At 70.0% G+C, this 24,799-nt stretch carries 20 protein-coding genes; 9 read left to right on the top strand and 11 right to left on the bottom strand.

The window, feature by feature from the left end; genetic code table 11:
• The first annotated feature begins 242 nt into the window (after positions 1-242).
• Positions 243-368, top strand: a complete 126-nt coding sequence (locus AB0B61_RS42290; RefSeq protein WP_358444845.1) for a hypothetical protein — start codon at positions 243-245, stop codon at positions 366-368.
• 276 nt (positions 369-644) lie between these two features.
• Here the strand turns inward: AB0B61_RS42290 and AB0B61_RS42285 are convergent, their stop codons facing one another.
• From AB0B61_RS42285 to AB0B61_RS42275, 3 genes are all read right to left on the bottom strand, one after another.
• A complete protein-coding gene (locus AB0B61_RS42285) occupies positions 645-1,091 on the bottom strand; it encodes an SAV_6107 family HEPN domain-containing protein (protein ID WP_358444842.1) in 447 nt (148 codons plus the stop codon).
• A gap of 785 nt (positions 1,092-1,876) precedes the next feature.
• Complete coding sequence (locus tag AB0B61_RS42280; protein WP_358445025.1) at positions 1,877-2,068, bottom strand: ferredoxin; 192 nt, start codon at positions 2,066-2,068, stop codon at positions 1,877-1,879.
• Between the two features lie 7 nt (positions 2,069-2,075).
• The gene (locus AB0B61_RS42275; protein ID WP_358444839.1) at positions 2,076-3,266 is read right to left on the bottom strand and encodes a cytochrome P450; all 1,191 of its coding nucleotides are present in this window, start codon (positions 3,264-3,266) and stop codon (positions 2,076-2,078) included.
• Positions 3,267-3,366: 100 nt separating this feature from the next.
• Here AB0B61_RS42275 and AB0B61_RS42270 point away from each other — a divergent pair, with 100 nt between their 5' ends.
• A complete protein-coding gene (locus AB0B61_RS42270; protein ID WP_358444836.1) occupies positions 3,367-3,969 on the top strand; it encodes a helix-turn-helix domain-containing protein in 603 nt (200 codons plus the stop codon).
• 43 nt (positions 3,970-4,012) lie between these two features.
• Here AB0B61_RS42270 and AB0B61_RS42265 read toward each other — a convergent pair whose 3' ends face one another.
• Positions 4,013-6,073 carry an alpha-galactosidase gene (locus tag AB0B61_RS42265; protein WP_358444834.1) on the bottom strand — a complete coding sequence of 687 codons (2,061 nt, stop codon included), beginning with the start codon at positions 6,071-6,073 and terminating at the stop codon, positions 4,013-4,015.
• A gap of 72 nt (positions 6,074-6,145) precedes the next feature.
• Between AB0B61_RS42265 and AB0B61_RS42260 the strand changes: the two genes are divergently transcribed.
• The gene (locus AB0B61_RS42260; protein ID WP_358444831.1) at positions 6,146-7,312 is read left to right on the top strand and encodes an ROK family transcriptional regulator; all 1,167 of its coding nucleotides are present in this window, start codon (positions 6,146-6,148) and stop codon (positions 7,310-7,312) included.
• Between the two features lie 19 nt (positions 7,313-7,331).
• On the top strand, positions 7,332-9,098 hold the full coding sequence (locus AB0B61_RS42255) for a glycoside hydrolase family 36 protein (protein WP_358444828.1): 1,767 nt from the start codon (positions 7,332-7,334) through the stop codon (positions 9,096-9,098).
• On the opposite strand, the gene AB0B61_RS42250 is transcribed toward AB0B61_RS42255, so the two are convergent.
• From AB0B61_RS42250 to AB0B61_RS42230, 5 genes are all read right to left on the bottom strand, one after another.
• Positions 9,093-10,673 (bottom strand): hypothetical protein, encoded by a 1,581-nt coding sequence (locus AB0B61_RS42250; protein ID WP_358444825.1) that lies wholly within the window; start codon positions 10,671-10,673, stop codon positions 9,093-9,095. The genes AB0B61_RS42255 and AB0B61_RS42250 overlap by 6 nt on opposite strands.
• Positions 10,674-10,876: 203 nt before the next feature.
• Positions 10,877-12,466, bottom strand: a complete 1,590-nt coding sequence (locus AB0B61_RS42245) for a hypothetical protein (protein WP_358444822.1) — start codon at positions 12,464-12,466, stop codon at positions 10,877-10,879.
• Between the two features lie 66 nt (positions 12,467-12,532).
• The gene (locus AB0B61_RS42240) at positions 12,533-13,774 is read right to left on the bottom strand and encodes a hypothetical protein (RefSeq protein ID WP_358444819.1); all 1,242 of its coding nucleotides are present in this window, start codon (positions 13,772-13,774) and stop codon (positions 12,533-12,535) included.
• Positions 13,771-14,589: a hypothetical protein gene (locus AB0B61_RS42235; RefSeq protein ID WP_358444816.1), complete on the bottom strand. Its 819-nt coding sequence runs from the start codon at positions 14,587-14,589 to the stop codon at positions 13,771-13,773. Before AB0B61_RS42235 ends, AB0B61_RS42240 begins: the two co-directional genes overlap by 4 nt.
• A complete protein-coding gene (locus AB0B61_RS42230) occupies positions 14,586-16,331 on the bottom strand; it encodes a glycoside hydrolase family 97 catalytic domain-containing protein (protein WP_358444814.1) in 1,746 nt (581 codons plus the stop codon). Before AB0B61_RS42230 ends, AB0B61_RS42235 begins: the two co-directional genes overlap by 4 nt.
• A 315-nt stretch (positions 16,332-16,646) precedes the next feature.
• Between AB0B61_RS42230 and AB0B61_RS42225 the strand changes: the two genes are divergently transcribed.
• The 5 genes from AB0B61_RS42225 to AB0B61_RS42205 are packed head-to-tail and all read left to right on the top strand — an operon-like array spanning position 16,647 to position 21,780.
• On the top strand, positions 16,647-18,068 hold the full coding sequence (locus tag AB0B61_RS42225) for a sugar ABC transporter substrate-binding protein (RefSeq protein ID WP_358444811.1): 1,422 nt from the start codon (positions 16,647-16,649) through the stop codon (positions 18,066-18,068).
• Positions 18,065-18,964, top strand: coding sequence for a sugar ABC transporter permease (locus AB0B61_RS42220; protein ID WP_358444809.1), 900 nt, complete (start codon positions 18,065-18,067; stop codon positions 18,962-18,964). The genes AB0B61_RS42225 and AB0B61_RS42220 overlap by 4 nt, the downstream gene beginning before the upstream one ends.
• Before the next feature lie 9 nt (positions 18,965-18,973).
• Positions 18,974-19,885, top strand: a complete 912-nt coding sequence (locus AB0B61_RS42215; protein ID WP_358444806.1) for a carbohydrate ABC transporter permease — start codon at positions 18,974-18,976, stop codon at positions 19,883-19,885.
• Positions 19,886-19,890: 5 nt separating this feature from the next.
• Positions 19,891-20,874 carry an aldo/keto reductase gene (locus AB0B61_RS42210; protein ID WP_358444803.1) on the top strand — a complete coding sequence of 328 codons (984 nt, stop codon included), beginning with the start codon at positions 19,891-19,893 and terminating at the stop codon, positions 20,872-20,874.
• 21 nt (positions 20,875-20,895) lie between these two features.
• Positions 20,896-21,780 carry an aldo/keto reductase gene (locus tag AB0B61_RS42205; RefSeq protein ID WP_358444801.1) on the top strand — a complete coding sequence of 295 codons (885 nt, stop codon included), beginning with the start codon at positions 20,896-20,898 and terminating at the stop codon, positions 21,778-21,780.
• On the opposite strand, the gene AB0B61_RS42200 is transcribed toward AB0B61_RS42205, so the two are convergent.
• Both AB0B61_RS42200 and AB0B61_RS42195 read right to left on the bottom strand, forming a co-directional pair.
• Complete coding sequence (locus AB0B61_RS42200; RefSeq protein WP_358444799.1) at positions 21,773-22,369, bottom strand: class I SAM-dependent methyltransferase; 597 nt, start codon at positions 22,367-22,369, stop codon at positions 21,773-21,775. The two genes, AB0B61_RS42205 and AB0B61_RS42200, sit on opposite strands and share 8 nt — an antisense overlap.
• A gap of 11 nt (positions 22,370-22,380) precedes the next feature.
• Positions 22,381-24,726: a penicillin acylase family protein gene (locus AB0B61_RS42195; protein WP_358444797.1), complete on the bottom strand. Its 2,346-nt coding sequence runs from the start codon at positions 24,724-24,726 to the stop codon at positions 22,381-22,383.
• Between the last annotated feature and the right edge of the window lie 73 nt (positions 24,727-24,799).

Raw genomic sequence — 24,799 nt, 5'->3', positions numbered from 1 at the left:
CCGTGACCACGCGAGGCCCGTGACCGGCAGACCGGTCCCGGCTATCTGGCCGATCCCCAGGCCGCAAAGACGTTGCTGCCCCCGACGGCCGGCTTCGTACCGGAGACCTGGTCCAGATCGACACGCAGGGGTATCGCAGCCTCACCGGCCGCCTCACAACTCATCAGGAGTCCTGCTCAGGTCAGAGTCTGGTCCGGCAGCCGGATGATGCCAGAGACATCCTGGAGCATGGCCGCACGACCATGGAGGAACGGATTGGCCACAGGTTCCGCAAGATCCTGTCCATCGCGCAGATCATCGAGCTGCCCGAAGGCGGCAGCAGCGCGATCAACGCTGAGAACTGGACGGCTGAGAACTGGACGGCCTGATGTTCCTCTGCCGAGGGACCACAAGGCCCCTGGCCTGCCGTTCAATTCTGCGGAGACCCTCCTCGACCCCCTGGCCGCCCAGGTTCGGGGCGTTCGATCGCCTGCATGCGGCGTCTTTGGGCATGCTTCAGGCGTCGCGCTCTGCTTCCACCGGTTTGGCGGGGTCGTCCTTGGTCGGGATGGTCTGCTGGCCCTCGCCTGGGTCGGTGTGTTCGCTCGTGTTCGAGTTGTCCGGCTGCCCACTCGCCGCCGGCGTCGGCGGCGCGAGCGGTGTGGTCAGCCGGCCAGGGGGACCTCGACCGGGAGTTGGGGTTGAGCGGGGACGCCCAGGATGTCCTGGACTACGGCGACGAAGGTGTCGGCTTCAGCCAAAAGCTCGTCCGCGTCGGCCGCGCTGACGCCACGGACCATGCCGGCCTCGGCGGCGGCGCGCTTGGCGGCGCTCACCGAGAAGTAGGCGGCCCATTCCGCGAGCTTGGGCTCCGCCTCCGGGAGCAGCTCCCAGGCGCTGCGCAGGCGGCGCCTGCGGCCTTCCATGGGGCGTGGGCGGGCGGCCAGGATCGCCGCCGCCGCTCGCAGGGCTGCCAGGTGCGCTGCCACGTATCGGGATGCCGGGGTGCGAGCGGCTGCCGCCTCCGCCAGGCAGGAATGTGAATCCGTCAGGTGCGCCCTAACTGCGGGCGACAGCCGGGGCCCCTGCGTATCGCTGAGCCTTGGTGCCATCTTGCGCGCCTCCTTGGAGTCATGGCGGCTCCCGGCGTCTCCGCCGGTGAAGCCAAGGTTCGCAGACCCCACCGACAATTCCGCCGGGCTGGCCGGACGAGGAGCTTCCCCGCACCCCGTCCGGCCAGGACGCGCCCACTCGTCTCCGCCGACGACGAGGACACGCCCTTCGCCCTGGAGCCTGATCGCGGGTCTCGCTTGGGGGAAGCGAACGGCCCGCGACCAGGTCCTACGACGTGAGCCGCGAGCCTCACGTCACTAGGTCGAACATAATTTCGATCACGCTCGGTGTCAACCTGTTCTACGAACACAGATTCGATCAGCGGAGATCCGGCGCCCGGGCCGCCCCTGCGGAGGTCCCCAGAGGGCCGTGAAGGTCCAGAAAGGGGATTGAGGTCTTGGGAGCGGAGGTCCGCAGGAACGGGCAGCGCGCTCAAGGACCATCCGGAGGCCTGGGAGCAGCGGTCCGCGGCCAACTGGTGGGCGCCTCAGCAGGTCCGCGAAACTGGCGCATCCGCGCTGGGTGTCTGCAACCGAGGGCCGGTGGGGCGATCAAGCCCGTGGGGCGGGCATCCGGCAGACGGTCAGCCCGATAGATGGTCGGCCGATAGGCGGTCGGCCCAGTAGAGGGTCAGCCCGAAAGACGAGCGCCCCAGAAGACGGTCGCGGCGACGGCGGGGAAGGTTCGGGCTGGGCGAGCCGTAAGACGGCCAGACCGGTACGACAGAAGGCACCCGCCGTCGACGCGAAGGACCCAGAAACGCGAAGGACCCAGAAAATCGAAATCAGACCACCGAGATGGCGCCTGACGGGCACAGCGTCACGGCGCGGTGGACGGCTTCTTCCAGCTCGGCCGGTGGGGTGGAGTCAAGGACCACCACGGTCCCCTCCTCCTCGCTCTGGTCGAATATCGCCGGCACCGTCAGCGCGCACATGCCCGCACCGATGCACACCGTTGTGTCTGCCTTGATCTCCATCATTGACCTACCAGGTGACAGGGAGGCGGTGCACACCATAGATGCTCATATCCGAGCGCATCGGCACCTCCTCCGGTGATACGGCCAAGCGTAGGCCGGGGAAGCGCCCCAGGAGCGCCGGGTAGGCGATGCGCATCTCGGCCCGGGCCAGTTGCTGGCCGAGGCACTGGTGGATGCCGTGGCCGAACGTGAGGTGGCCCGTGGCGGGCCGGGCCAGGTCGAGCGCGTCGCCGTCCGGGAAGCGGGAGGGGTCGCGGTTGGCCACCGGGAGGTGGATCGCGACCGATTCGCCGGCCTTGATCAGCTGGCCCTCGATCTCGACGTCGGCCAAGGCGCTCCTGACCGGGCCGAGGTGGATGATCGTGAGGTAGCGCAGGAGCTCCTCGACGCCGTTCTCGACCGTGGACGGGTCGTCACGCATCAGGGCGAGCTGGGCGGGGTTGGCGAGCAGCGCGTACGTGCCGAGGCCAAGCATGTTCGCGGTCGTCTCGTGGCCGGCCACCAGCAGCAGGAACGCGACGCCCGTGAGCTCCTCGTCGTTCAGCTCGCCGCCCTCGATCAGCCCGCTGAGCAGGTCGTCCTCCGGCTTGGCGCGCTTGCGCTGGATCAGCCCGTACAGATACGCGGAGATGCGCGTCACCGCGGCCATGGCCTCCTCGGCCTTGATCTCCAGGTTGACGAGCACCTTGGTGTCTTCCTGGAACTGCGCCCGGTCCTCGTACGGCACCCCCAGCAGCTCGCAGATGACCAGCGACGGGATCGGCAGCGCGAACTCCTGCACCAGGTCCACCGGCTTGGCCGCGGCCTCCATGGCGTCCAGGCAGGCGTCGGTGATCTCGGCGATCCTCGGCTCCAGCTCCTTCATCCTGCGCACGGTGAACTGGCCGGTGAGGAGCTTGCGGTAGCGGGTGTGCTCGGGGGCGTCCATGCGCAGGAAGAACCCGGGCGGCACCCGGAAACCCTGCTCCTTCGCGAGCTGCAGCCGGGCCGGGATCGGCGGGTGGATGAGCTCGGGGCGGTTGCTGAAGCGCGCGTCGGCGAGCACGGCGCGGGCGGCGGAGTAGCCGGTCACGATCCAGCCGAGGTGCCCGTCGGCGTAGGTCATGCGGTGGATCGGTGTTTGTTCTCGTAGCTCGGCGATTTCGTCAGGTGGATCGAAGGGGCGCTGGCGGGTGGTGGTGAGGGTCAGATCCGACATGGTGTGGCTCCTTTCGCTTGGTCAACTCCACCAGAAAACCTCATTCGCTGCAAAACTTCAATGGATGAAAATCACCAAGTTTGGCGGTACAGTTCCCGGCATGGTGGGACTACGGGAGCGCAAGAAGCAGCGCACACGCCGGGCGCTGATCGAGGCCGCGCTCCGGCTGTTCGACGAGAAAGGCTTCGAGGAGACCACGCTGGCCGAGATCGCGGCCGAGGCCGAGGTGTCGACGCGGACGTTCTTCAGCTACTTCGCCAGTAAGGAGGACGTGCTGTTCTTCGACAGCGCGGCGCGCATAGCGCGGGCCATCGAGATGATCTCGTCCAGGACGCCCGGCGAGCACGTGGCCGACCTGCTGCTGCGGCTCGTACGGACGAGCCTGCAGTGGGCGAGCGACGACGACTTCCGAGTGTTGGACGCGCCCCTGCGGATGCGGCTCATCATGACCGTCCCCTCCTTGCAGGCGCGGGCGCTGCATCTGCTGTTCGACAGCCAGCTCCAGCTGGCGCGGGCGCTGGAGGACGCCTTTCCCGGCGAGCTCGACCACGTGGACGCGGCGGCGGCCGTGGGCGCGCTGATCGGTGCCACCAAGCTCGCGGTCATCTCCACCATCAACCGGGGCGGGTCGCTGGAGCAGGCGGAGGAGTCGGCCGTGCGCGCCGCCCAGCTCGCTCTGCGCGGCCTTTCCTCAATCGGATAAGTCCCCGTCGCCAACCGGATAAGTCGGATACAACTAGGGCCGATTACACCGAGCGCAGGCGGATCAGGGCGCTGGCGTAGTCGCCCGGAGGCAGGTCCGGCAGCAGACCCGCCGACATCAGCAGAGCTCCATGGTGCAGCTGCCCGGTGTCCTCGTCGCGGTAGCGGCCCAGCGGGTCGAGCCCGGCCAGGCGGAGCGGCACGAGCGGCGTCCCGTGCGCCACGGGCCCCCGCCAGGCGAGTACGACCGTCCGGTCGCCGTGGGTGTACTGCACGCCGTACTCGAGCCTGTCCTGCCGCCCGAGCTGGACGACGGGCCTGATGTCCTTGTAGACGGCGACCAGCGCGGCGGCCTCGGCCAGCTCGGCCGGGCTCCACTTCAGCAGGTCGCCGCCGAGGCCGAGCGCGCCGGCCATGGCGACGTGGAAGCGGAAACTGAGCGGGGTGACGCGGCGGGTGAGCGGATTCGGGCTGTCGGTCACCCAGGCGGCCATCACGCGGGCCGGGTAGACCTGGCTGAAGCCGTGCTGGATGGCGATGCGGTCGTGGGCGTCGGTGTTGTCGGAGGTCCACACCTGGTCGGTATGGGCCAGCATGCCCAGGTCGGTACGGCCGCCGCCGCCCGCGCACGCCTCGATGCGCAGGTGCGGATGGTCGGCGCGGAGCCGGTCCATGATCGAGTAGACGGCTCGCACGTGGTCGATCCAGAGCCGGTCCTGGTCGGCGGCGCCGGGCCAGCCCGCCTCGGTGAAGGCCCGGTTGAAGTCCCACTTCAGGAAGTCCACGCCGTGCTCGCCGACCAGCCGGTGCAGCCACTTGTGCGCCCAGTCCGATACGTCGGGCCTGGCGAAGTTGAGGACCAGCTGGTTGCGCAGCAGCGTACGCGGGCGGCCGGGCATGTGCAGCACCCAGTCGGGGTGGGCGCGGTAGAGGTCGCTGTCGGGGTTGACCATCTCGGGCTCCACCCAGAGGCCGAACCGCATGCCCAGCCCGTGCACCTCGTCGATGAGCGGGGCCAGCCCGGAGGGGAAGCGGTCCGGGTTCGGCCACCAGTCGCCGAGCCCGGCGCTGTCGCCGGTGCGCCCGCCGAACCAGGCGTCGTCCATGACGAACAGCTCCACCCCCGCGCGGGCGGCGAGCGCGGCCAGCTCCTTCTGGTTCGACTCGGCCACCTCGAACCCGACGGCCTCCCAGGCGTTGTAGACCACCGGGCGCAGCTCGTCCGGCTCGGGCAGCACGTACCCGGTGACATGGTCGTGCCAGCGGCGGCTGGCCCCGCCGAACCCGTCGGGCGCGTACACGCCGGCGAACACCGGTGTCACCCACTCCTCCCCCGGCTCCAGGTGCCAGGTGAGGCCCTCGTGGCCGAACCCGCCCGTCCACCCCACGCTCCCCGAGGGGTCGCGGGTGAGCGTGACGCGCCAGCTGCCGCTCCAGGCGAGCGCGCAGCTCCACACCTCGCCGTGGCGCTCGCCCGCGTCGCCGCCGTCGACGGTGAGCCACGGGTTGGCGTGGTGGCTGCTCAGCCCCCGCCTGCTGGTCAGCGTCGTCTCACCCACGGTGAGGTCGGTACGGCGCAGCCCGTGCTCGGCGCTCCACCCGCCCACGGCGTGGCTGAGCCGGTAACCGGGCAGCGGCGGAACGCTCCACGCGGCCGAGTCGCAGCGCAGGATCGTCACGGGCACCTCGGAGCGCAGCGCGGTCCACCGTTCCACGACGTCGCCGCGTACCCGGTAGTGCAGGTCCACCTCGAACGGCTGCACGGCGTCCCGGAAGTGGATCGTCAGGTGTTCCCCGTCGATCGTGTGACCGAGATGACGCCAGTCGACGCCCCGGGCCCCGTCCGGAAAGGCGATCTGCAGCGACGGAGTCCCGAAGCGCGCGCCCGCCTCGGTGCCGAGTTCCTCGGCCGGTCCGGCGCCGTCGAAACTGCTCGCGGCGGGTGCCGCCGGACGAGGCAGCGACGCCGCCTGCTCCTGGGTCAGAAGGGGTCCCCAGTGCAGGTGGACGGGGGTATCGTCGGCGTCGAGCCCGAGGACGTAGCTGGTGGTTGAGGTAGGCAGCAGATACGTACGGCTGGCCGCGTCGAAGGTCACCGAAGGCATGTCCCGGAGCCTAGATCGATGGGCCCTTCGAATCAATTCTTAACGAAGTTAATTAGTGTTACGATGCCCATCATGCCTGCACCGCTCACCACTCCCGCGGCGGCCACCGTGTTCACCATGGTCCTGACGCAGGGGCCGGTCTCCCGGGTGGAGATCGCCAGGCGGACGGGGCTGTCGTCCGCCGCCGTCACCAAGGCGGCGCGCCCGTTCATCGAGGCGGGCTATCTGGAAGAGCTGGAGGCCACCGACCGGCCGGGCCCCGGCGCGGGCCGTCCGGCCAGCCCGCTGGCCATCAAGCAGGACCGCGAGTTCTTCACCGGCGTGAAGATCACCGACGACGAGCTCATCGGCGTCGTCACCGACCTGCGCGCCCAGGTGCTCGTCGGCGCGCACCGCCCCCTGACGGCCTCCTCGCCCGAGGAGGTGGTGGCGACGCTGGCCGACCTCGTGGCCGAGCTGCTCGCCGCCGACCCGGCCTACCGGCAGCGCTGCCACGCGCTGGGCCTGGCCGTGTCGGGCGACGTGGACAAGGCGCACGGCGTGGTGCGCTACTCCCCCTTCCTCAACTGGCGGCAGGTGCCGCTGGCCCGGCTGGCCGCCGAGGCGACGGGCCTGCGGGTCACCCTCGAGAACGACGTCAAGTCCCTCACCGTGGCCGAGCAGTGGTTCGGCGAGGGCATCGGCGCGTCGTCGTTCGCGGTGGTCACGGTGGGGGTGGGGATCGGCTGCGGGCTGGTGGTGAACGACCGGATCGTGGCCGGCTCGCACGGCGTCGCCGGGGAGATCGGGCACGTCCCGGTCGGCGGCGAGGAGCCCGAGTGCCACTGCGGGGGACGCGGCTGCGTCGAGGCGATCGCCGGGACCGCGCCCATCGTGGCCGCGATCCGCGAGGCCACCGGCGACGCGTCGCTGACCATCGACGCGGCCATCGACGCCGCCCACGCGGGCGACGTGGCGGCGCGCGAGGTGTTCGCCAGGGCGGGGCACGCGATCGGGCTGGCCATGGCGGCCATGGCGAACCTCATCGGGCCCGAGCGCATCATCGTGACCGGCGACGTGCAGGGACTGGCGGCCTACGACCTGTTCGAGGAGCAGATCAGCCGGTCGTTCGCGAGCCAGGCGTTCGGGGCGGCGGCCGACTGCCGGATCTTCCTGCGCCCCCGGCCCTTCGAGCAGTGGGCGCGCGGCGCGGCCTCGGTCGCCATCCAGACCTTCTTCACCCTCCAGGAGCGACAGTGACCCCCCTTCAGGAGTGGCAGTGACCGCGACGACCGGGATCTGGCAGCCGCACGACCGCGCTCCGGGCGAGACCCGCGAGGTACGCCTCCACGCGGGCCCGACGGAGCTGACGGCGACGGCGGCGGCCGAGCTGACGTGGACCGTCACCGAGGACGCCGAGGGCGTGCACGAGGTGCGGATCACCCCGGACCGGCCGGCCTCCGTCCGCGTGGCGTGGCGGGTGCCGTGCCTGGCCGCCACGGCGTTCTGGGCGCCCGACGGCGGCGAGCACAGAGGGCTGCCGCCGTTCTGGCGCAAGCCCCGGGTGGCCGCCCTGGAGAAGAACGCCCCCGTGGGCTGCCTGGTGGGCGCCGGTGACGTGTCGCTGTGCACGTACGCCGTCGGCGAGGTGGTGCGGCCGGTGCACATCCGTACCGGGGTGGTGGAGGAGACCGGGGACTTCGGCTTCTGGGCCGAGCACGACGCCGAGCCAGGCACCGGCCTGGCGCTCCGGCTCGACCTCACCGGACGGCCCTTCGCCCGCACGCTCGCCGACGTGGCCGCGTGGTGGCGCGGTTCGGCGGGAGCGGTGCCCGGCGTGGCGGGAGAGGTGCCCGAGGTGGCGCGGATGCCCGCCTACTCGACCTGGTACGCCATGCAGCAGCACGTCGACGCCGCCGGCGTGGAGCGGCAGGCGGCCCCGGCGGCCGAGCTGGGCTGCGAGGCGATCATCGTGGACGACGGCTGGCACAGCGACGACCGCGGGCGCGGTTACGGGCACGTCGGCGAGTGGGAGCCGTCCGCCACATCTTTTCCCGATATTTCGGGACATGTGGCGGCGGTCAAGCAGGCGGGGCTCGCCTACCTGCTCTGGTACGCCCTGCCGTTCGTCGGCCGCCACACCGCGCTCTGGGACCGCGTACAGCCCTACTCGCTGGCCTACAAAGAGCACATGAACGCGGTCATCGTCGACCCGCGTTACCCCTACATCCGCGAGCTGCTCGCCGGCCACCTGACCCGCGCGGTCCAGGAATGGGGCATGGACGGCCTGAAGATCGACTTCATCGACCAGTTCGCCGTGGAGGACCCGCCCGAGCCGGGACCCGAGGCCGACTGCGCGACCGTCAACGAGGGCGTGCGCAGGCTGCTGGCCATGCTCCCCCGCGACTGCCTGGTGGAGCTGCGCCAGCCGTACGTGAGCCCGGGGCTGTGGCCGTACGCGACGATGGTCCGCGCCTCGGACTGCCCGCTCAGCCCCGCGCACAACCGCCAGCGCACGGTGGACCTGCGCCTGATCGCCGGGCCGCTGGCCGTGCACGCCGACATGCTGATGTGGCACCCGGACGAGACCCCGGAGCGGGTCGCGGCGCAGCTGGTCAACGTGCTGTTCGCGGTCCCGCAGATCTCGGTGGACCTCACCACGCAGACGCCCGAACAGCTGGAGGTGCTGCGGTTCTGGCTGGGCTTCGTCAAAGAGCACGCCGAGGTGCTGCAGCGCGGCGCGTTCGAGCCGGCCCGTCCCGACCTGGTCTACCCACAGGTGACCGCTCGCGGGGAGGAAACCGTGATCACCGCCCGCTACGCGCCGCTGCCGGTCGCGGTGCCCGCCACCGGCACGCTGTGGCTGGCCAACGCCGACGCCTCTCCCGACGTGTTCCTCCAGGTCGCCGATCCCGGTACGGCCCACGCCACGGTCACCGACTGCCGGGGCCGCACGGTGTCCTCGGCCACCCTGGACCTCTCCTCCGGCCTCCATGCGATCACCGTCCCCACCGGCGGCCTGCTCCATCTGCGCCGAGCCTCATGAGCGACAGGACGGGTTGGACCAGCTCACCCAGCCCATCCGCACCCCGCCCTCGCCGGTGGGGATCCACGGCGTGGGCGGCGGCCCCGCCTCGGCGGGGACGATGGCGGTGCAGGCGCCCGAGGGAGGCGTGCTGTCGTACATCTCCAGCCGGGTCCACCAGACGCGGTACGTGAGGGGCACCCTGACGTGCCACTTCACCTGGCGGTCCACCGCCACGCGGCCGGGCGGCGGGTAGGGAAGCCAGTCCTTACCCGGCGCGGGAGCCGATTTGGGCGCCAGGTCCGCGGCGAAGGCGATGTTGATCGCCGCGAGCACCGCCGCCAGCGCCGGGAGCCGGTGACGGCGCGGCAGGAGTGACACGGCCGTCAGGCAGGCGAGCAGGATCAGGGCCGCCGTCGAAGTGGCCGTCATGTCCAGCGCGTCGCGGACTCCGCTCAGGTACGACGCCTCGGGGAAGTCGAAGGCGATGAAGGCGTAGGTGCGCAGCCTGTCGGCGGCGTACCAGGCGGCCAGGCCACCGGTCGCGGCCAGCAGGGTCGCCGCCGTCAGCCCGTGGCGCAGCACCGTGACACGGCGGGCGCGGGCCAGCGCGATCACCCCGGCCAGGATCCAGGCCACCGCGACGCACGCGAGGTAGCGGCCGTAGACGTAGTTGCCGACCCGGTGCTCGTCCGGCAGGGCCGCCGAGGAGGCGTAGGCGATGCCGAGGGTCGTCAGCAGCAGTGTGGCGGCCACGATCCGATGGCCGTGCGGGGTGCTCCGTCGTGCGACGGCCACCGCCGCGCTCGCCAGGCCGACGCCCGCGAGGCCCCACGTGCCCGCGATGAGGTACCAGAGCTGGCCGATCGCCCCCGAGACGGCCCACGCCTGCCCGTCGAGGCTGGTGAGGCGGGAGATCAGCAGGCCCGCGAGATCGCGCGGCCCGCCCGGGTACAGCTCCGCGGACAGCGCGCCGTTGAGCGACATGCCCGCCAGAGCCACCGCGCCCGCGACAGCCAGCGCCGCCAGCCCGGCCCGCCGCGGCAGGCGCTTGGCGACCAGCAGAACCGCCACCAGCAGCACGAACACCGCCAGGATGACCATACCCCGCAGGTGCACCGCCATCGCGAACGCCGACAGCCCGGCCCCGGCCGCCCCCGCCCACGCCGATCCCTTCCCGGCCAGGTCGTGCACGGCGAGCAGCCAGCCGAGCACCAGCGTGGGCAGGATCGCGTCGACCAGCGCCAGCCCCGAGAACAGCAGCAACGCCGGGGCGAGCCCCGCTGCGAACGCGACGGCCAGCGCCGCGCGCCTGCCCATCTCCAGGCGCCGCAGCAGCAGATACGCCAGGGGGAACGCCCCGGCCGCCGCCATCGACCCGACCGCGACCACGAGCCGGTAGACCACGGCCGGATCGGAGGTCACCCAGTACACCGGCACCAGCAGCAGCGCATAGCCGCCCTGGTACAGCGTGGACCCGCTGAAGTCGGCCCCCGGCCCGCCCGCCAGCCACCGTGCCGCGATGAGGTAGCCCGTCTCGTCCGGGTTCGCCACCGGCCCCGCGTGATACCTGAACAGCCACAGCCGGATCGCCACCTGCGCGATCCACCCGCCGGCCAATAACCAGGACAACCATCGGTGGCGGGACGCGGGCCGGGCTCGGACGGCGGGTGGGTGCGCACGAGCGCGGACTGCGGGCACGATGGCCATGGACTCCCCCTGATCCGGCGCCGGGGCGTTCCCGGCGTCGGATCAGGAGCTCACCAGAGTCCCGATAACCCCTCTGTCACCAGAAGTGGTTATGCGGCGGTTATGCCGCGTAGCCGGTCGAGGAACTGCGCCTCGTACAGCGAGGGCGGCAGGAGACCCGGCTGGCCGGTGCCCTCGATGTACCCGGCGGGCTGCTGGAAGGGGCCGTCTCCGGTGACCGTCCCCAGGCAGCCGATCGCGTAGTTCTGGGCCGTCGGCGGCTTCTGGACGATGAGCCTGCTGGTCGACACGTCGCAGCGCCAGGCCACCGAGTGCGCCGCCGACCAGCCGTGCGAGGTGCCGTAGCGGCCCCGGTTGTACAGGCCCAGGGTGTAGTCGTAGTGCGGGTCGATGTCGCGGTGCCCGTCGTACAGCAGGCCCTGGGACCAGCGGCGGTGGCCCTCGCTGGAGTTCAGCGCGTACTCGGCCGTGCCGCGCAGGAACACCACGCCCGAGACCGTGCTGTGCCCGTTGGAGACGAAGGCGTGCCGCGACTTGTAGGCATGGCAGTCGCGGAAGAGCACCTGCTGGGAGTAGACGTAGGTGTTGAAGTTGTACCGCCTGCTCCCCGTGACGATGCTGACCGGGTCGATGGCCCGGCAGTTCTCGACCGTGGCGCGGGTCGTCTCCTGGGTGGCCACCCCGGCCTGGGTGAAGTGCAGCATCGTGCAGTCGCGTACCCACGAGTCCTCGGTGCGCAGCAGCACGATCGCGTTGTAGGCGTGGTCCTCGTCCTGCTCGGGGTCGCCGTGATACTCGATGTCCACGCGCAGCCGCTCGACGCCCACCTGGGTGACGAGCCCGGCCCGGTCCCACTTGTAGACCGACGACTGGGACAGCGCCCGGTTCAGGTGGTTGAACACGGGCACGTCGATCTTCAGCCTGTTGCCGGAGATCTCCCGGATGTAGCGGTTGTAGATGATCGGGTGCTCGCCCACCTGCCAGGCCGGGCCCACGTCGTGGCCGCCGTAGTCGATGGCCTTGAGCCACCCCTCCGAGCACGGGTGGTAGATCACGATGTTGTCGCCGGGCCGCAGCGACCCGGCGTTCGCCACCTCGAACTCGCGCGCGCCCACCTGCACGAAGTCCGTGGTGATGTCGGTACGGGTGCCCGGCACCTCCCCCGCCCAGCCGCCCGCCGCCGTGCCGCCGACCACGATCACGTCGCGGTCCTTGGGGTTGTTGCCGGTGGCCTTGATGATCGTGTTGCCCGCCGGGTCCTCGCCGTCGCCACTGCCGCGCAGCACCATGCCGTCGGCGCGTACGTACAGGGTTCCGGCGACCGGGTAGAGGCCGGGCAGCAGGAGCAGCGCGCCGCGCCGCTCGCGGGGCAGTGCCGCGATCTCGTCGAGGGCCGCCTGGATGTGCGCGGTGTTGTCGCCCTCGACCGGCCGGATGGCCTTGACCACCCGCGCCCACGGGATCGGCCGCTCGCCGTTGCGGTATCCCGCGTGACTGAAGTCCGGCAACCGGTTGCCCTCGGCGTCCTGTGCGTAGGTCAGGCGCCCGCGCCGGTCGTAGGAGAGCAGCTTGGACTGCCAGAACGTGCCGGCGGCTGCGGGCTGGACGCCGGTCGCCGCCGCGAGGGCCAGCGCGCCGCCCGCCACGAGTAAACCGCGTCTGCTGAGGTCGTGTGCCATGTGGCCTGATTCCGTCCTTAGGGGGTGCTACGGCCCACGCCCAAGCGGGGCGCGGGCCGTACGGGTTCAGCTGATGACGATCTTGTCCAGCTCGGGGCCCCTGGCCGTCAGGCCGAAGAACCGGATCGTGTTGACCCCGGCCACCAGATCCACCGGCACGGTCGTGGTCGTCACGGTGTCCTTGGTCCCGGTCATCGGCACCTGGATGGAGTCGGCCCCGTTGACGCTGACCGCGAACGTCTGCGCGCCGTCCACCAGCGCGTGCACGGTCATCCGCCGGGTGCCGGTGGTCTCCGACAGCACACCCTTGACCACGGCGTAGTCGTAGACGTTGCCGCCGATGAGGATCACCTTCCGGCCGCCCGAGCAGACCGCGCAGTAGGCGGGCTCGGCCGCGCCCTCCCACACGTTGCCCACCCGCTCGGCCTCGTAGGCGCCCGGGCTCCGGTCCGGCGCCGGGAGCTTGACCGGCGGCGTCGCCGGGCCGAGCTGCCACGCCTTGAGGTCCTTGACCAGCAGGTACGTCTCCTGCAGCCCGGCGCTCTTGATGCTGCGGTAGATGCCCCACTTGGGCCGGTTGTACTGCTCCTGGGTCCACCACAGGTCGATGTGCTCGATCTTCTGGTCGGCGATCGTCCGGCGGCCGTCCGCCAGCGTCCAGCGCATGTAGCCGTCGTCGCTCGACTTGAACTCCAGCGTGGTGGTCACCCACTTGTTCTGGATGGGTTCCAGGTCGGCGGTGGCGAAGTCGTGCGAGGTGTTGTCCGGGAGCGTCCAGTAGCGGGCCGCGATCTTCTGCACGCCCCCGATGACCGGCAGCGAGATCTGCGCTATCGGGGTGCCGACGTCGGAGTTCTTGAGCTGCCAGATGTGGGTGAAGGAGGTGGTCGCGTCGAGGGTGTCCGGGATGTACATGCGGTAGCTGATCCGCCAGGTCTCGTCCTTGCGGATCTCCAGCGGGGCGCCCTTGTCGTCGCGCATGCCGCGTACCTCGTTGCGCATGCGGTCGGAGCCGTCGCGGTCCTCCAGGTGGGCGGTGAAGCGCCAGGCGTCCTTGTCGGTGGAGACGTGCGGCAGGCCCTCGGGGTGGGAGCCGCGCCGGTCGTCCTCCAGCGCCTCGAACGCCTGGACACCGTCCTTCTTGACGCTCGGGTCCCAGCGCAGATCCCAGCGCGGCGGCCGGGCCGTCTGGGTCTGCGACGGCCCCTCCGACGGGGTGGGAGTGCGGGCCGCCACCGCGGGGGTGGCGGTCGCGATCAGGGCGAGCGTGGCGAGCGCACCCGCGAGGCGGATGCCGTACGTCTTCACGGGTTGGGTACCTCGTCGGTGTCGGCCGCGCCGGCGGTCTGCTGTTCGGCGCGCAGGTTTCTGACCAGCAGGTAGGTGTTCTGCAGGCCGGAGCTCTTGATGCTGCGGTAGATGCCCCACTTGGGCCGGAGGTAGTCGGTGTCGGCGCGCCAGAGGTCGGTGTTGTCGAGGCGCTTGTCGACCAGCGTCGTCGAGCCGTCCTTGAGCGTCCAGCGCAGGTAGCCGTTGTCGGCGGCCTTGAACTCGAAGGTGGTGTCGAGCCACTTGCCCTGGATCGGGTTCAGGTTGGTGTTGCCGACCTCGTGCGTCTGCTCGTCCTCGTCCCAGTAGCGGACGTTGATCTTCGGGGTGCCGCCCGAGATGGGCAGCGACATCGTGTAGAGGGGCGCGCCGGAGCCGGGCACCTTCATCTGCGCGATGTGGGTGAAGGAGCTGGTCGCGTCGAGCGAGGTCGGGATGTACAGCTGGTAGGAGATGCGCCAGACCTGGTTCTTGAGGATCTTGATGTACGAGCTGCTGCTCGTGCGCATGCCCTTGACCTCGTTGCGCTGCCGGTCGTCACCGTCGCGGTCCTGGGTGTGCATGTCGAAGCGGTAGGCGTCGCCGGAGACGTAGATGTGGGTGACGCCGGAGTGGGAGTCGGAGCGGTCGTCCTCGATGCCCTCGAAGGCCTGGGCGACCGTCTGACTGGCCGGGTTCGGGTTCCAGCGCTGCGTCCAGACGGCCGCGGCGGTGGAGGTCGAGGCGGAGGCGGGTATCGCCGATAAAGAGACGAGGGTGACGGCGGCGAGGGTGCCGCTCAGGCGCTTGATCATGAGGTCTGTCTCCTCAGATGGAGGGTGAACCCGCCGTTGGGGGATACGGCGAGGTCGAGCTTGCCCCCGGCCGACACCGTCGCCGTCTCGGCGAGGATGCCGTCGTCGGGGGCGTCCCGGTAGATCTCGGCCGTCCACTCCCCTTCGTCCAGGAAGTCGAGCGGCACGGTGAGCGTGCGGGCCTCGCCCGACACGCCCGCGCCGACGTACCATTCGCCGCCGCTCCTCCTGGCCAGCAGGATGTGGTCGGCGGGGTCGCCGGACAGCAGCCGCGTGTCGTCCCATGCGGTGGGGACGCCGGACAGCAGCCGCAGCGCCTCCGGCCTGGCCTCGTAGGCCTCGATGCCGTCGGCGAAGTGCTGGACGCCCGATTCGAAGATCACGGACAGCGCGAGCTCGAATCCGGCGGAGATGGTGCGGACCGCGGTGAAGGTGCACGGGGTGAAGTCCATCGGGCCCTGCACGTTGCGGGTGAACGCGAGCGACAGGTAGTGCGCGGGCGGGTAGAGCGGCAGCTTGCCGGGCTTCGGCTTGATCCACTCGGCGCCCTTGACCGCCTCCGCGGTCATGAACTGCGGCCAGGTGCGCTCGGTGCCGCGCGGGATCGTGCCGCCGTGGAAGACGACCATGAGTTGCAGCCGGGCGGTGGCGGCCAGGATGGCGTCGAACCAGCGCATCCGGTCCTGGCCGTCGGACTCGGTGAAGTCGATCTTGACACCGACGGCGCCCCACTCCTTCCAGAGCGCGAGCTTCTCGCGGTGCTCCAGCTCGGTGTCGACGTGCTGCCAGTGCGACCAGAGCCAGACGCCGACGTTCCTGGCCGCGGCGTAGGCGATCAGCTCGGGCATCCACTGCTTGTTCCATCCGGCGTCGGCCAGCACGTACGGCCAGCCGTTGGCGGCGGCGAAGTCCACCCAGCGCTTCTGCTCGTCCAGGTCACGCGTGGAGGGGCCGTCGGACCACCACGACCAGGCCGCCGCGCCGGGCCGGATCCACGAGGTGTCCGCCACCGCCGAGGGCGCGGCCAGGCTGGTCACCAGGTCGCTGGCGACGATCGTGGCCAGCTCACCGATGATCATCGTGCGCCACGGCGTGACGAGCGGGCTGGCCGCCGTCACGTACGGGTCGGGCAGGTCGAGGTGGAAGGCGTGGCCGTCGAAGCGCAGCCGGGTGCCCGCGTAGCCGCTGTCCAGGTTCGACTCGGTGACGAACAGCCAGGTGTCGCCGATCTGGAAGAGCGACGGGTAGCCGTACAGGATGGGCTCGGCGTCGGCCACCGGACCGTGCCGGTGGATCTCCTCGTAGTCGCAGCGCCCGTTCTCGTACGGCAGGAGCACCGCACGGGCCTCCCCCGGCACCACATACTCCGAAATTTCGTCAATTACGGTCACCGGTCCGGTCCACGGCACCACGTACCGGTACGCCACACCGTGGCCGCCGATCCGCACCTCCAGGTCGAGCCGGTGCGCGCCCTTGGTGAACGACAGCGTCCACTCCTTGGCCGTGTACCGGTGCTCGCGCCGCTTGCCGGTCACCGTGTCATAGGACTCCGTCACCTGCCTGGACGACATCCCCTCGAAGGCCAGGCCGGCGCTCAGGTCCTCGTGCGCGGCCCGCAGGCCCAGCCTGGACGGCCGCACCACCACCCGGCCGTCGCGCCGCACCTCCAGGGTCGGCTCGCCATCGGCCGAGAGCGCGATCTCGACTTCCAGGTCTTCGTCACTGAGCGTCCATTGCGACACAGGGCCCTCCAAGCAGAGATAGGAGGAGTGAGCCGAACTCATCGACAACCCGCTCGGGCCCGCCGGCTCGGGCAGGGCGACCGACGCCGACCCCACTGAGCTCCTCACAACGTGCCTGAGCCTAGGTTGCAAGCGCTTGCAATTCAATTCTTGACGAAGTTAATTACCAGGTCTACGGTACGGCCATGCCCCGCGCATCGGACGATGACGGATCCACACATCGGATCTATCCCGCTCGGCTGGCCGAATTCCAGCGCCAGACGTGGCGATAGCAGTGATCGAGCTCTTTCTCTGAAAGGCCCACCCCCCATGGAGATGAACCGGCGCCAGATGCTGGCCCTGGCAGTGGCGGCCGCGGCCATGCCCGCGCTGTCCGCCTGCGGCGACAGCCGTCAGTCGAAGCAGGCCGCAGCCCCGGTCAAGTCGGGCGCGCAAGTGATCGACCCGAACCGGCCGGCCAGCGATGACTGGCCGTTCGAGGAGGCCGAGCAGCTCAACAACTCGCTGACCTGGCCGAAGACGGACGTTCCCGACCCGGCGTCCAAGGTCGTGATCACTCTGGGGTTCACCACGGACGCCGTCACCGAGGTACGCAACGCGCAGTTCGACTTCTTCTTCAAAAAACGCCACCCGAACATCGAGATCAAGCGCGAGTCGGCGCCGTTCGACCAGTTCCTCACCAAGTACATGGCGCAGGCCGCCGGCGGCACGCTGCCCGACGTGCTCTACAACCACTACTCCTGGACGCAGAACCTCATCGCCAACAAGGTCCTGCAGCCGCTGGACGACTACATCGCCAAGACGCCCGAGTTCGACATGAACGACATCCCGCAGCGCGGGCTCGGCTACTTCAAGCGGGACGGCGCACTGTACGGACTGCCCACCGACATGGCGCCCAAGCTGCTCTTCTACAACAAGGACCTGTTCGACAAGGCCGGGCTGGACTACCCGGACGAGAGCTGGACGTGGGACAAGCTCTTCGAGACGGCCAAGAAGATGACCAGCGGGTCGGGGGCGGAGAAGATCTACGGCGTCTCACCGATGCCCAAACCCGCGCCGGACCTGAGCTCCGTCTACCTGATGCCGTACGGCGGGCGGTTCCTGGACGCGGCCGAGTCCAAGGTGCTGATCACCGATCCGAAGGCCAGGGACGTCATGGCCCGCTGGCTGGACCTGCTGCTCAAGGACAAGGCGGTGCCGAGCCTGGCCGAGCTGCAGCTGCTGGAGAAGGTCGATCCGTTCAAGTCCGGGCACGCGGCCCTGTTCCTCAACGGCGCGTGGGTCATGCTGGAGCTGTCCAAGCAGAAGGCGTTCAAGTGGGGCGCCACGCAGGTGCCCAAGGGGCCGGAGGGCCGCACCACTCCGGCCGTGGGCAGCGCGCTGGTGATGGCGGCCTCGTCGCAGAACAAGGACGCCGCCTGGATCTACATGCACGAGTTCCTGTCCGCCTCCGGCTACAAGTTCCGCCGGATCGCCGCGCCGGCCCGCCAGTCCGCGTGGGAGGACAACGCCAAGGCGCTCGGTATCCCGGCGGAGCAGGCGGACCTGGTCAAGAAGATCATGGCCGACTACGCCTCGGACGACGGCGTGCTGCGGCTGCCGGCCAACAAGAAGGTCGTGGACACCGCCATACCGATCTGGGAGCGGGCGCAGCTCGGCAAGATCGGCGTGGACGACGCGTTGAAGGAGATGGCCGACAAGGTCACGCCGGTCCTCAGCGAGAACAAGATCGCATGACCGCGGTGAGCGCCCGCGGCACTCTGGCCCGCAGGGAGGCGCGGCGCTTCTACCTGTTCACCTCGCCGTGGACGATCGGGTTCGTGATCTTCAGCGTGGGTCCGATCCTGGCCGCGGTAGTGCTCAGCTTCATGAAGTGGAACCTGCTCCAGTCGCCGACCTGGGTGGGCCTGGCCAACTACGAGCGCATGTTCAACGACCCCGAGTTCTGGGAGTCGATCGGGAACACCGTGGAGTACGGCGTGGGCGCGGTGACGCTCGGCGTGACGTTCACGTTCCTGCTGGCGCTGCTGCTCAACCAGCCGCTGCGCTTCCAGGGCCTGTTCCGTACCGTGATGTACCTGCCCTCGGTGGTGTCGGGCCTGGCCACCGCGCTGCTGTGGCTGAACATCCTGCACCCCGACTACGGGCTGATCAACAAGGTGCTGGCCTCGATCGGCATCCAGGGACCCGGGTGGCTGGCCTCGCAGGAGTGGGCCATCCCCGGGCTCGTGCTGATGAGCGTGTGGGGCGCGGGCAACACGATCGTCATCTACCTGGCCGGCCTGCAGGGCATCCCGAAGACGCTCTACGAGGCGGCCGAGATCGACGGCGCCGGGTGGTGGCGGCGGTTCTGGAGCGTGACGGTGCCGATGATGTCGCCGGTCATCTTCTTCAACGTGGTGACCGGGTTCATCGCCGCGCTGCAGAGCTACGTGCTCATCCTCGTCATGACCGAGGGCGGCCCCGGCAACGCCACGATGGTGCTGGGCCTCTACATCTACCGGCACGCCTTCGTCTATTTCGACATGGGCTACGCGGCCACGCTGTCGTGGGCGATGTTCGTGCTGGTCATCGCCGTGACCGCGATCCAGTTCAGCCTGGCCAGGCGCTGGGTGCACTACGAATTCAAGTGAGGTACGCCGATGCTCGTCGAGACCGCGGCGCATGATCGGGCGCCCGCGCGCACCAGGCAGGGGCCGCCCCTGACCTCGGAGCAGGCCGATCGGATCAGGCGGATCCGGCGCACCGGCGCCTACGTCCTGCTCATCGTCAGCTCGGCGGTGTTCCTGCTGCCGTTCCTGTGGATGCTGACGACCTCGCTGAAGTCCGACGCGGACAACCTGGCCTTCCCGCCGCAGTGGCTGCCTGACTCCTTCCACGTCGAGAATTACGTCAAGGGCTGGTCGGGCTCGTTGCCGTTCACGAGGTTCCTGCTGAACACCATCGTGATCACCGCGCTGTCCATGGCCGGCAACCTCCTCTCTTGCGTGCTGCCCGCCTACGCCTTCGCCAGGATGCGGGCGCCGGCGGCCGGCATCATGTTCGGCGCGCTGATGGCGACCATGATGATCCCGCGTGAGATCACCCTGGTGCCGAAGTTCATCATGTTCTCCAAGCTCGGCTGGGTGGACACCTATCTGCCGCTGATCGTGCCGGAGTTCTTCGGCGTGGCGCTCTACATCTTCCTGCTGCGGCAGTTCTTCACCACGATCCCGCAGGAGCTCATCGACGCCGCCCGCATCGACGGCGCCTCGGAACTGCGCATCCTGTGGAGCGTCATGCTGCCGCTGGCCAGGCCGGCGATCGCGGCGATCTGCCTGTTCTCCTTCGTCGGGAACTGGAACCAGTATCTGGAGAACTCCATCTACCTCCGGTCGATGGATAAGATCACCCTCGCGCAGGGGCTGGGCATGTTCAGCGGCCAGTACGTTACTCAGTACAACCAGATGATGGCCGTCGCGATCATCTCCATGATGCCCATCCTTATCGTCTTTTTCCTGGCCCAGAAAACGTTCATCCGGGGCGTGACGCTGACCGGAATCGCAGGAAGGTGAGCTGTTTGAACTACGAACGCCAGCCGTACAGGAGATGTGGCCGCAGCGGTCTGCGACTGCCCGCGGTCTCGCTGGGCCTGTGGCACAACTTCGGCGGCGGCAAGCCGCTGGACAGCCAGCGGGCGATCCTGCACAAGGCGCTCGACCTAGGCATCACCCATTTCGACATCGCCGACCGGTACGGTCCGCCGCTCGGCGCCGCCGAGTCGACGTTCGGCACGATCTTCCGCCAGGACCTGCGCGGCCTCCGTGACGAGATCGTGGTCACCACCAAGGGCAGCAACCCCATGTGGGACGGCCCCTACGGCAAGGGCAACTCGCGCAAGCACCTGCTGGCCACGCTCGACCGCTCCCTGGACCGGCTCGGCCTGGACTTCGTGGACATCTACTACCTGCACCGCGACGACGCCGAGACGCCGCTGGAAGAGCAGGTGAGCACGCTCGACCACATGGTGCGCACCGGCCGCGTCCTCTACGCCGGGGTCTCCAACTTCTCCCCCGAGCGTACGGCGGAGGCCGCCCGGCTGCTGCGCGAGCTCGGCACCCCGCTGATCGTGCACCAGCCCGCCTATTCCCTGCTCAACCGGCGCATCGAGGAGTCGCTGCTGGGCGTGCTGGAGCAGGAGGGCGTCGGCTGCGTCGTCTACTCGCCGCTGGCGCAGGGCCTGCTGACCGACCGCTACCTGGACGGCATCCCGGCGGACTCGCGGGCGGCCGAGGGGCGCTTCCTCACCACCGACCGAGTCACGCCCGAAGTGCTGGCCTTCGTCCGCGCGCTGGGCGAGGTGGCCTCGGCCCGCGGGCAGTCGGTGGCCCAGCTGGCGCTGGCCTGGGCGCTGCGGGACCCGCGCATCACGTCGGTCCTCGTGGGCGCGTCGAGTCCCGAGCAGCTGGCGGCGAACGTCGCGGCCGTCGACCGGCTCGACTTCACCGACGACGAACTGTCCCAGATCGACCGAGCCGCCAAGGAAGCGGGTGTCGATGCGTAGCAGGCTTCATCTGGCGCCGGCGTGATAGCCCTCCCCAGGGTGGGCCTGGGCGGCGGACCCCTCGGGAACTACCTCCATCCCATCTCCGACGCCCAGGCCCAGGCCGTCATCGACACGGCCTGGGCGGCCGGGGTCCGCTACTTCGACACCGCCCCCTTCTACGGCTTCGGCCTGGCCGAGCAGCGCCTGGGCAAGGCGCTGCGCGACCGCCCCCGGTCGGAGTACCTCCTGTCGACCAAGGTCGGCCGCCTGGTCCGGCCCGGCTCCAACGGGTCGCCCGGGGCGGGCATCTTCGCGGTGCCCGACGATCGGCACGTCGAGTGGGACTTCACCCGCGACGGCGTCCTGCGCAGCGTCTCGGACTCCCTGGAGCGCCTCGGCCTGGACCGGATCGACATCCTGCTCATCCACGACCCCGACCACCACTGGCCGCAGGCCCTGGACGAGGCCTACCCCGCCCTGGCCGACCTGCGCGCCCAGGGGGTGGTGCGCGCGATCGGCGTCGGCATGAACCAGTCGCGGATGCTCGTCGACTTCGTCAAGCGCGCCGACCCGGACCTCCTGCTCGCCGCCAACCAGTGCACACTGCTGCGCCGGTCGGCGTTCGAGGAGCTGTTGCCCCTGTGCCAGGAACGCGCCATCCCCGTCGTCGCGGCCAGCCTGCTGCACCGCGGCGAGCTGGCCGACCCGACGGCCGACGCTTCTGAGGAGGTGCGGCGGATCGCGGCGGCGTGTCAGGAGCACGAGGTCCCGATCACGGCCGCGGCCCTGCAGTTCCCGTTCCGGCATCCCGCCGTGCACTCGATCCTGGTCGGCGCCCACGAACCGGCTCAGATCACCGCCAACCTGGCCGCCTTGCGCCATCCCGTACCCGACGCCCTGTGGCAGGACCTGGGACCTAGCTGATCGGCTCCTTGTAGACGAGCAGGTAGCGCCAGAACAGCAGGCGGCGGATCGAGGCGCCGGGCAGCAGCGTCGCCGCCTCGGCGGTGATCTCCGGCAACGTCATCATGGCCTTGGCGACCACCATCTCGGTGGGAGCCTCCGCCTCCTGCGGCCGGGCCGCCGAAAGGAGACGCGCGACCGCGTTCACCGGCACCGCGCACAGGCTGACCGCGTAGTCCGCGGGCATGCTCTCCCGATAGCAGCCCAGGATCGCGAGCACCCCGCCGGGAGCGAGCGATCCGCGTAACCGGCTGACCGTCTCGAAGGGCACATGGTGGATGCTGGCCAGGCACGAGACGAAGTCGTACTTTCCACGCGGTAGCTCCGCCACCGCGATGTCGGCCTGCTCGTACCGTACGGGACCCGGGATCGAGCGGGCCGCCTCGACGGCCTCGGCGGAGGAGTCGATCGCGTCGACCACCAGCCCCTTCGCGGCCAGCCGCCGCGCGAACCGCCCGGTCCCGCAGCCGACGTCCAGCGCGGTCCCGGCGCCCTGGGGAATCTGTTTGAGCAGAAGCGGATGATAGTGGTCATTGTGGTTGAACGACATGACACGCAAAGCTATCGCTGCGGGAGGAGCTTGATCGTGCTTTCGGCGTGCCGCGCCACCTGGGCCCGGCTGTACAGGAGCGGGAAGTAGTCGCTCGACCGCCAGCGTTCCGCCAGATCCCGGTAATGCGGGCTGCGCGGGTCGCCGGACTGGCCGGGAGCGTTGACCGCGCGGGAGTCGTCCCACTTGCCGACGTCGAGCACCATCTTGAACGACGCTCCGGACGTCTGCTGGTAGGTGGCGGCGTTGTAGGAGGAGGCGTCCACCGTGTACGCCGAGCCGCCCCTGGGGAAGGGACCCACGTTCGCGCCGACGGGGCTGGCGAACTCCGTGTACTGCAGCGCGCCCCACGTCCACAGCCGCGGGTCGGCACCGAGCCGCCCGGCGACCTCGCGATAGGCGGCGGCCAGTGTCGTGGCCAGCAGGTCGTCCCGCACGGCCTTACCTCCGGTCCCGAACCAGCGTTCCGGGTTCTCCAACGCGTCGATCAGCACGCGGACATCGAGGACGGGGATGGAGTCCGCCACCGCCGGCGGCAGCACCGCGCGGCGGAAGGCGGGCCCGAGATGACGCGAGAACCACGGCTCGAACAGCGCCGCCTCCGGCGAGTCCGCGTCCGTCGCCCCGTCCCAGGGCCGGAGCAGCGTCAGCGCCCGCTGGGTGTCCGGATCCGCGCTCGTCAGACCGGCGAGCAGGCGTACGATCCGCTGGGCGGGCTTGGACACCTTGTCGGCCTGCAGGCGGATCGAGTCGTCGAGGGAACTCCGTGGGCTCGCCGCGAGCACTTCGTCGATCCGCTGCTTGCGGTAGGGAGGATCCCACTCGAATCCCACCTGGACCGGGTGGTTCGCGGGCAGGTCGAACTCGTTCGCCGAAGAGATCGCCCCTCGCGGCGGATTGTAGGAGCGGGGCAGGCGGGCGCCGTCGTAGAAGCCCTTCCATTCGTAGCGGCCGTCGCCCGGCACGGGCAACAGACCGTCATAGCCGTTGCGCCGGGGGGTGAGACCGCCGGGCACCCAGCCGATGTTGCCGGAGGTGTCGGCGTACACCTGGTTCTCGGGCGGGCCGCCCCAGGTGCTCATGGCCGCGGCGAACTGCTTGAAGTCGCGGGCGCCCATGTACGTCAGGCTGCCGAAGTAGGGCGACGTGCCGGGCTCCAACCAGGTGGTGCGCAGCGCGTACGCGAGGTTGCGCTGCTTGTCGATCTTGAGCACGGGGCCGTGCCTGGTGAAGGGCAACTCCACGTTGACCGGCGAGCCGCCCGCGACCGGCACCTTCTCGGTGATCGTCGTGAAGCGCTCCCAGCCGTCGCCGTACCGGTACCTGCCCGGGTCGGCGGGATCGAGCTGGTAGACGTAGAGGTCCTCCTGGTCGGTGCCGAAGATGGTCAGGCCGAACGCGACGGTGCCGTTGTGCCCGATCGAGATCCCCGGAAGCGCGGGTTCACCGGCCCCGATGACGTCGATCCCGGGCGCCGACAGATGGGCCATATAGCGCAGGGAGGGCGCCGTCAGCGACCGGTGCGGGTCGCTGGCCAGGATGGGACGGCCCGTCGCGGAGCGGCCCGGCGAGACCGCCCAGCTGTTGCTGCCCTCGCCGGCCCCCGGGTCGGCAGGGGCCAGGCGTAGCGCGCCGTTCTGGAAGACCACGCCCCGCGTGGCCAGATCGTAGGTCCGCAGTACGTCCACGGGCACGGAGCAGGGATCGAACCCTTTGGGCAGAGTTGTGGTGTGTTGGGGTTCCAGCTGCCACAGGGCTCCGGCGTCCTCGGTTCCGCCCGCGCAGACGATGAGCGAGCGGAGCACCTCGCTGAAGACGTTCTTGGAGATGCCGTGGCTTCTGATCCGCACCACGTCCTCCGGCCGCCAGAGCGCGGGCGCGTATCCGAGCTGCCGGAACTCGGGCGGCATGCTGTCGGGGTTCCGCTCGAGCCACCGTACGTAGGCGTTGACGCCCTCGGTGAAACGGGTCGCCGCCTGCTTGGCTCCGGGGCCGTAGCTCGCCCATTCCCGGTCCATGTTCCCGCGGTACAGGAACATCCTTGTCGCCTTGTCCTGCTCCAGGTAGGCGGAGCCGAAGACCGCGGAGAGCTCGCCCAGGCCGCGACGCCGCCAGAGGTCGATCTGGAACAGCCGGTCCCTGGCCGCGTTGAATCCCTGGGCCAGGAAGAGGTCGTCGGTGTTCTGGGCGTAGATGTGCGGAACACCCCACTCGTCGACGATCAGCTCGACCGGCTGCCTGAGCCCGGGGACGACCTGGTCCGCGGCCTGCCGTGACTGCGCCGCCACCGGCGGCGCGGTCAGGCTCAGCACAAGGACGGCGGCCAGCGCCGCTCCGGCACGCAGGCGTCTCCGCATGGCACAGCACCTCTCGTTGGGGTGTGGGCGAGCACCGGAACGGCGGCCTGCCCCCTCGGCGCCTTCCATGACA

Source organism: Nonomuraea sp. NPDC049158, from assembly GCF_040648335.1.
In the GTDB taxonomy this organism is placed as follows: domain Bacteria; phylum Actinomycetota; class Actinomycetes; order Streptosporangiales; family Streptosporangiaceae; genus Nonomuraea.
The sequence above is the reverse complement of the archived record's forward strand: the minus strand, read 5'-3'. Positions and strand labels throughout refer to the sequence as shown.

Excerpts from the sequence above, each read along its gene's own strand:
- AB0B61_RS42285 (WP_358444842.1), bottom strand. The coding sequence starts at position 1,091 with ATGGCACCAAGGCTCAGCGATACGCAGGGGCCCCGGCTGTCGCCCGCA.
- AB0B61_RS42220 (WP_358444809.1), top strand. The coding sequence starts at position 18,065 with ATGACCGCGGTGAGCGCCCGCGGCACTCTGGCCCGCAGGGAGGCGCGG.
- AB0B61_RS42280 (WP_358445025.1), bottom strand. The coding sequence starts at position 2,068 with ATGGAGATCAAGGCAGACACAACGGTGTGCATCGGTGCGGGCATGTGC.
- AB0B61_RS42265 (WP_358444834.1), bottom strand. The coding sequence starts at position 6,073 with ATGCCTTCGGTGACCTTCGACGCGGCCAGCCGTACGTATCTGCTGCCT.
- AB0B61_RS42195 (WP_358444797.1), bottom strand. The coding sequence starts at position 24,726 with ATGCGGAGACGCCTGCGTGCCGGAGCGGCGCTGGCCGCCGTCCTTGTG.
- AB0B61_RS42245 (WP_358444822.1), bottom strand. The coding sequence starts at position 12,466 with ATGGCACACGACCTCAGCAGACGCGGTTTACTCGTGGCGGGCGGCGCG.
- AB0B61_RS42235 (WP_358444816.1), bottom strand. The coding sequence starts at position 14,589 with ATGATCAAGCGCCTGAGCGGCACCCTCGCCGCCGTCACCCTCGTCTCT.
- AB0B61_RS42200 (WP_358444799.1), bottom strand. The coding sequence starts at position 22,369 with ATGTCGTTCAACCACAATGACCACTATCATCCGCTTCTGCTCAAACAG.
- AB0B61_RS42275 (WP_358444839.1), bottom strand. The coding sequence starts at position 3,266 with ATGTCGGATCTGACCCTCACCACCACCCGCCAGCGCCCCTTCGATCCA.
- AB0B61_RS42260 (WP_358444831.1), top strand. The coding sequence starts at position 6,146 with ATGCCTGCACCGCTCACCACTCCCGCGGCGGCCACCGTGTTCACCATG.
- AB0B61_RS42215 (WP_358444806.1), top strand. The coding sequence starts at position 18,974 with ATGCTCGTCGAGACCGCGGCGCATGATCGGGCGCCCGCGCGCACCAGG.
- AB0B61_RS42290 (WP_358444845.1), top strand. The coding sequence starts at position 243 with ATGGAGGAACGGATTGGCCACAGGTTCCGCAAGATCCTGTCCATCGCG.
- AB0B61_RS42225 (WP_358444811.1), top strand. The coding sequence starts at position 16,647 with ATGAACCGGCGCCAGATGCTGGCCCTGGCAGTGGCGGCCGCGGCCATG.
- AB0B61_RS42270 (WP_358444836.1), top strand. The coding sequence starts at position 3,367 with ATGGTGGGACTACGGGAGCGCAAGAAGCAGCGCACACGCCGGGCGCTG.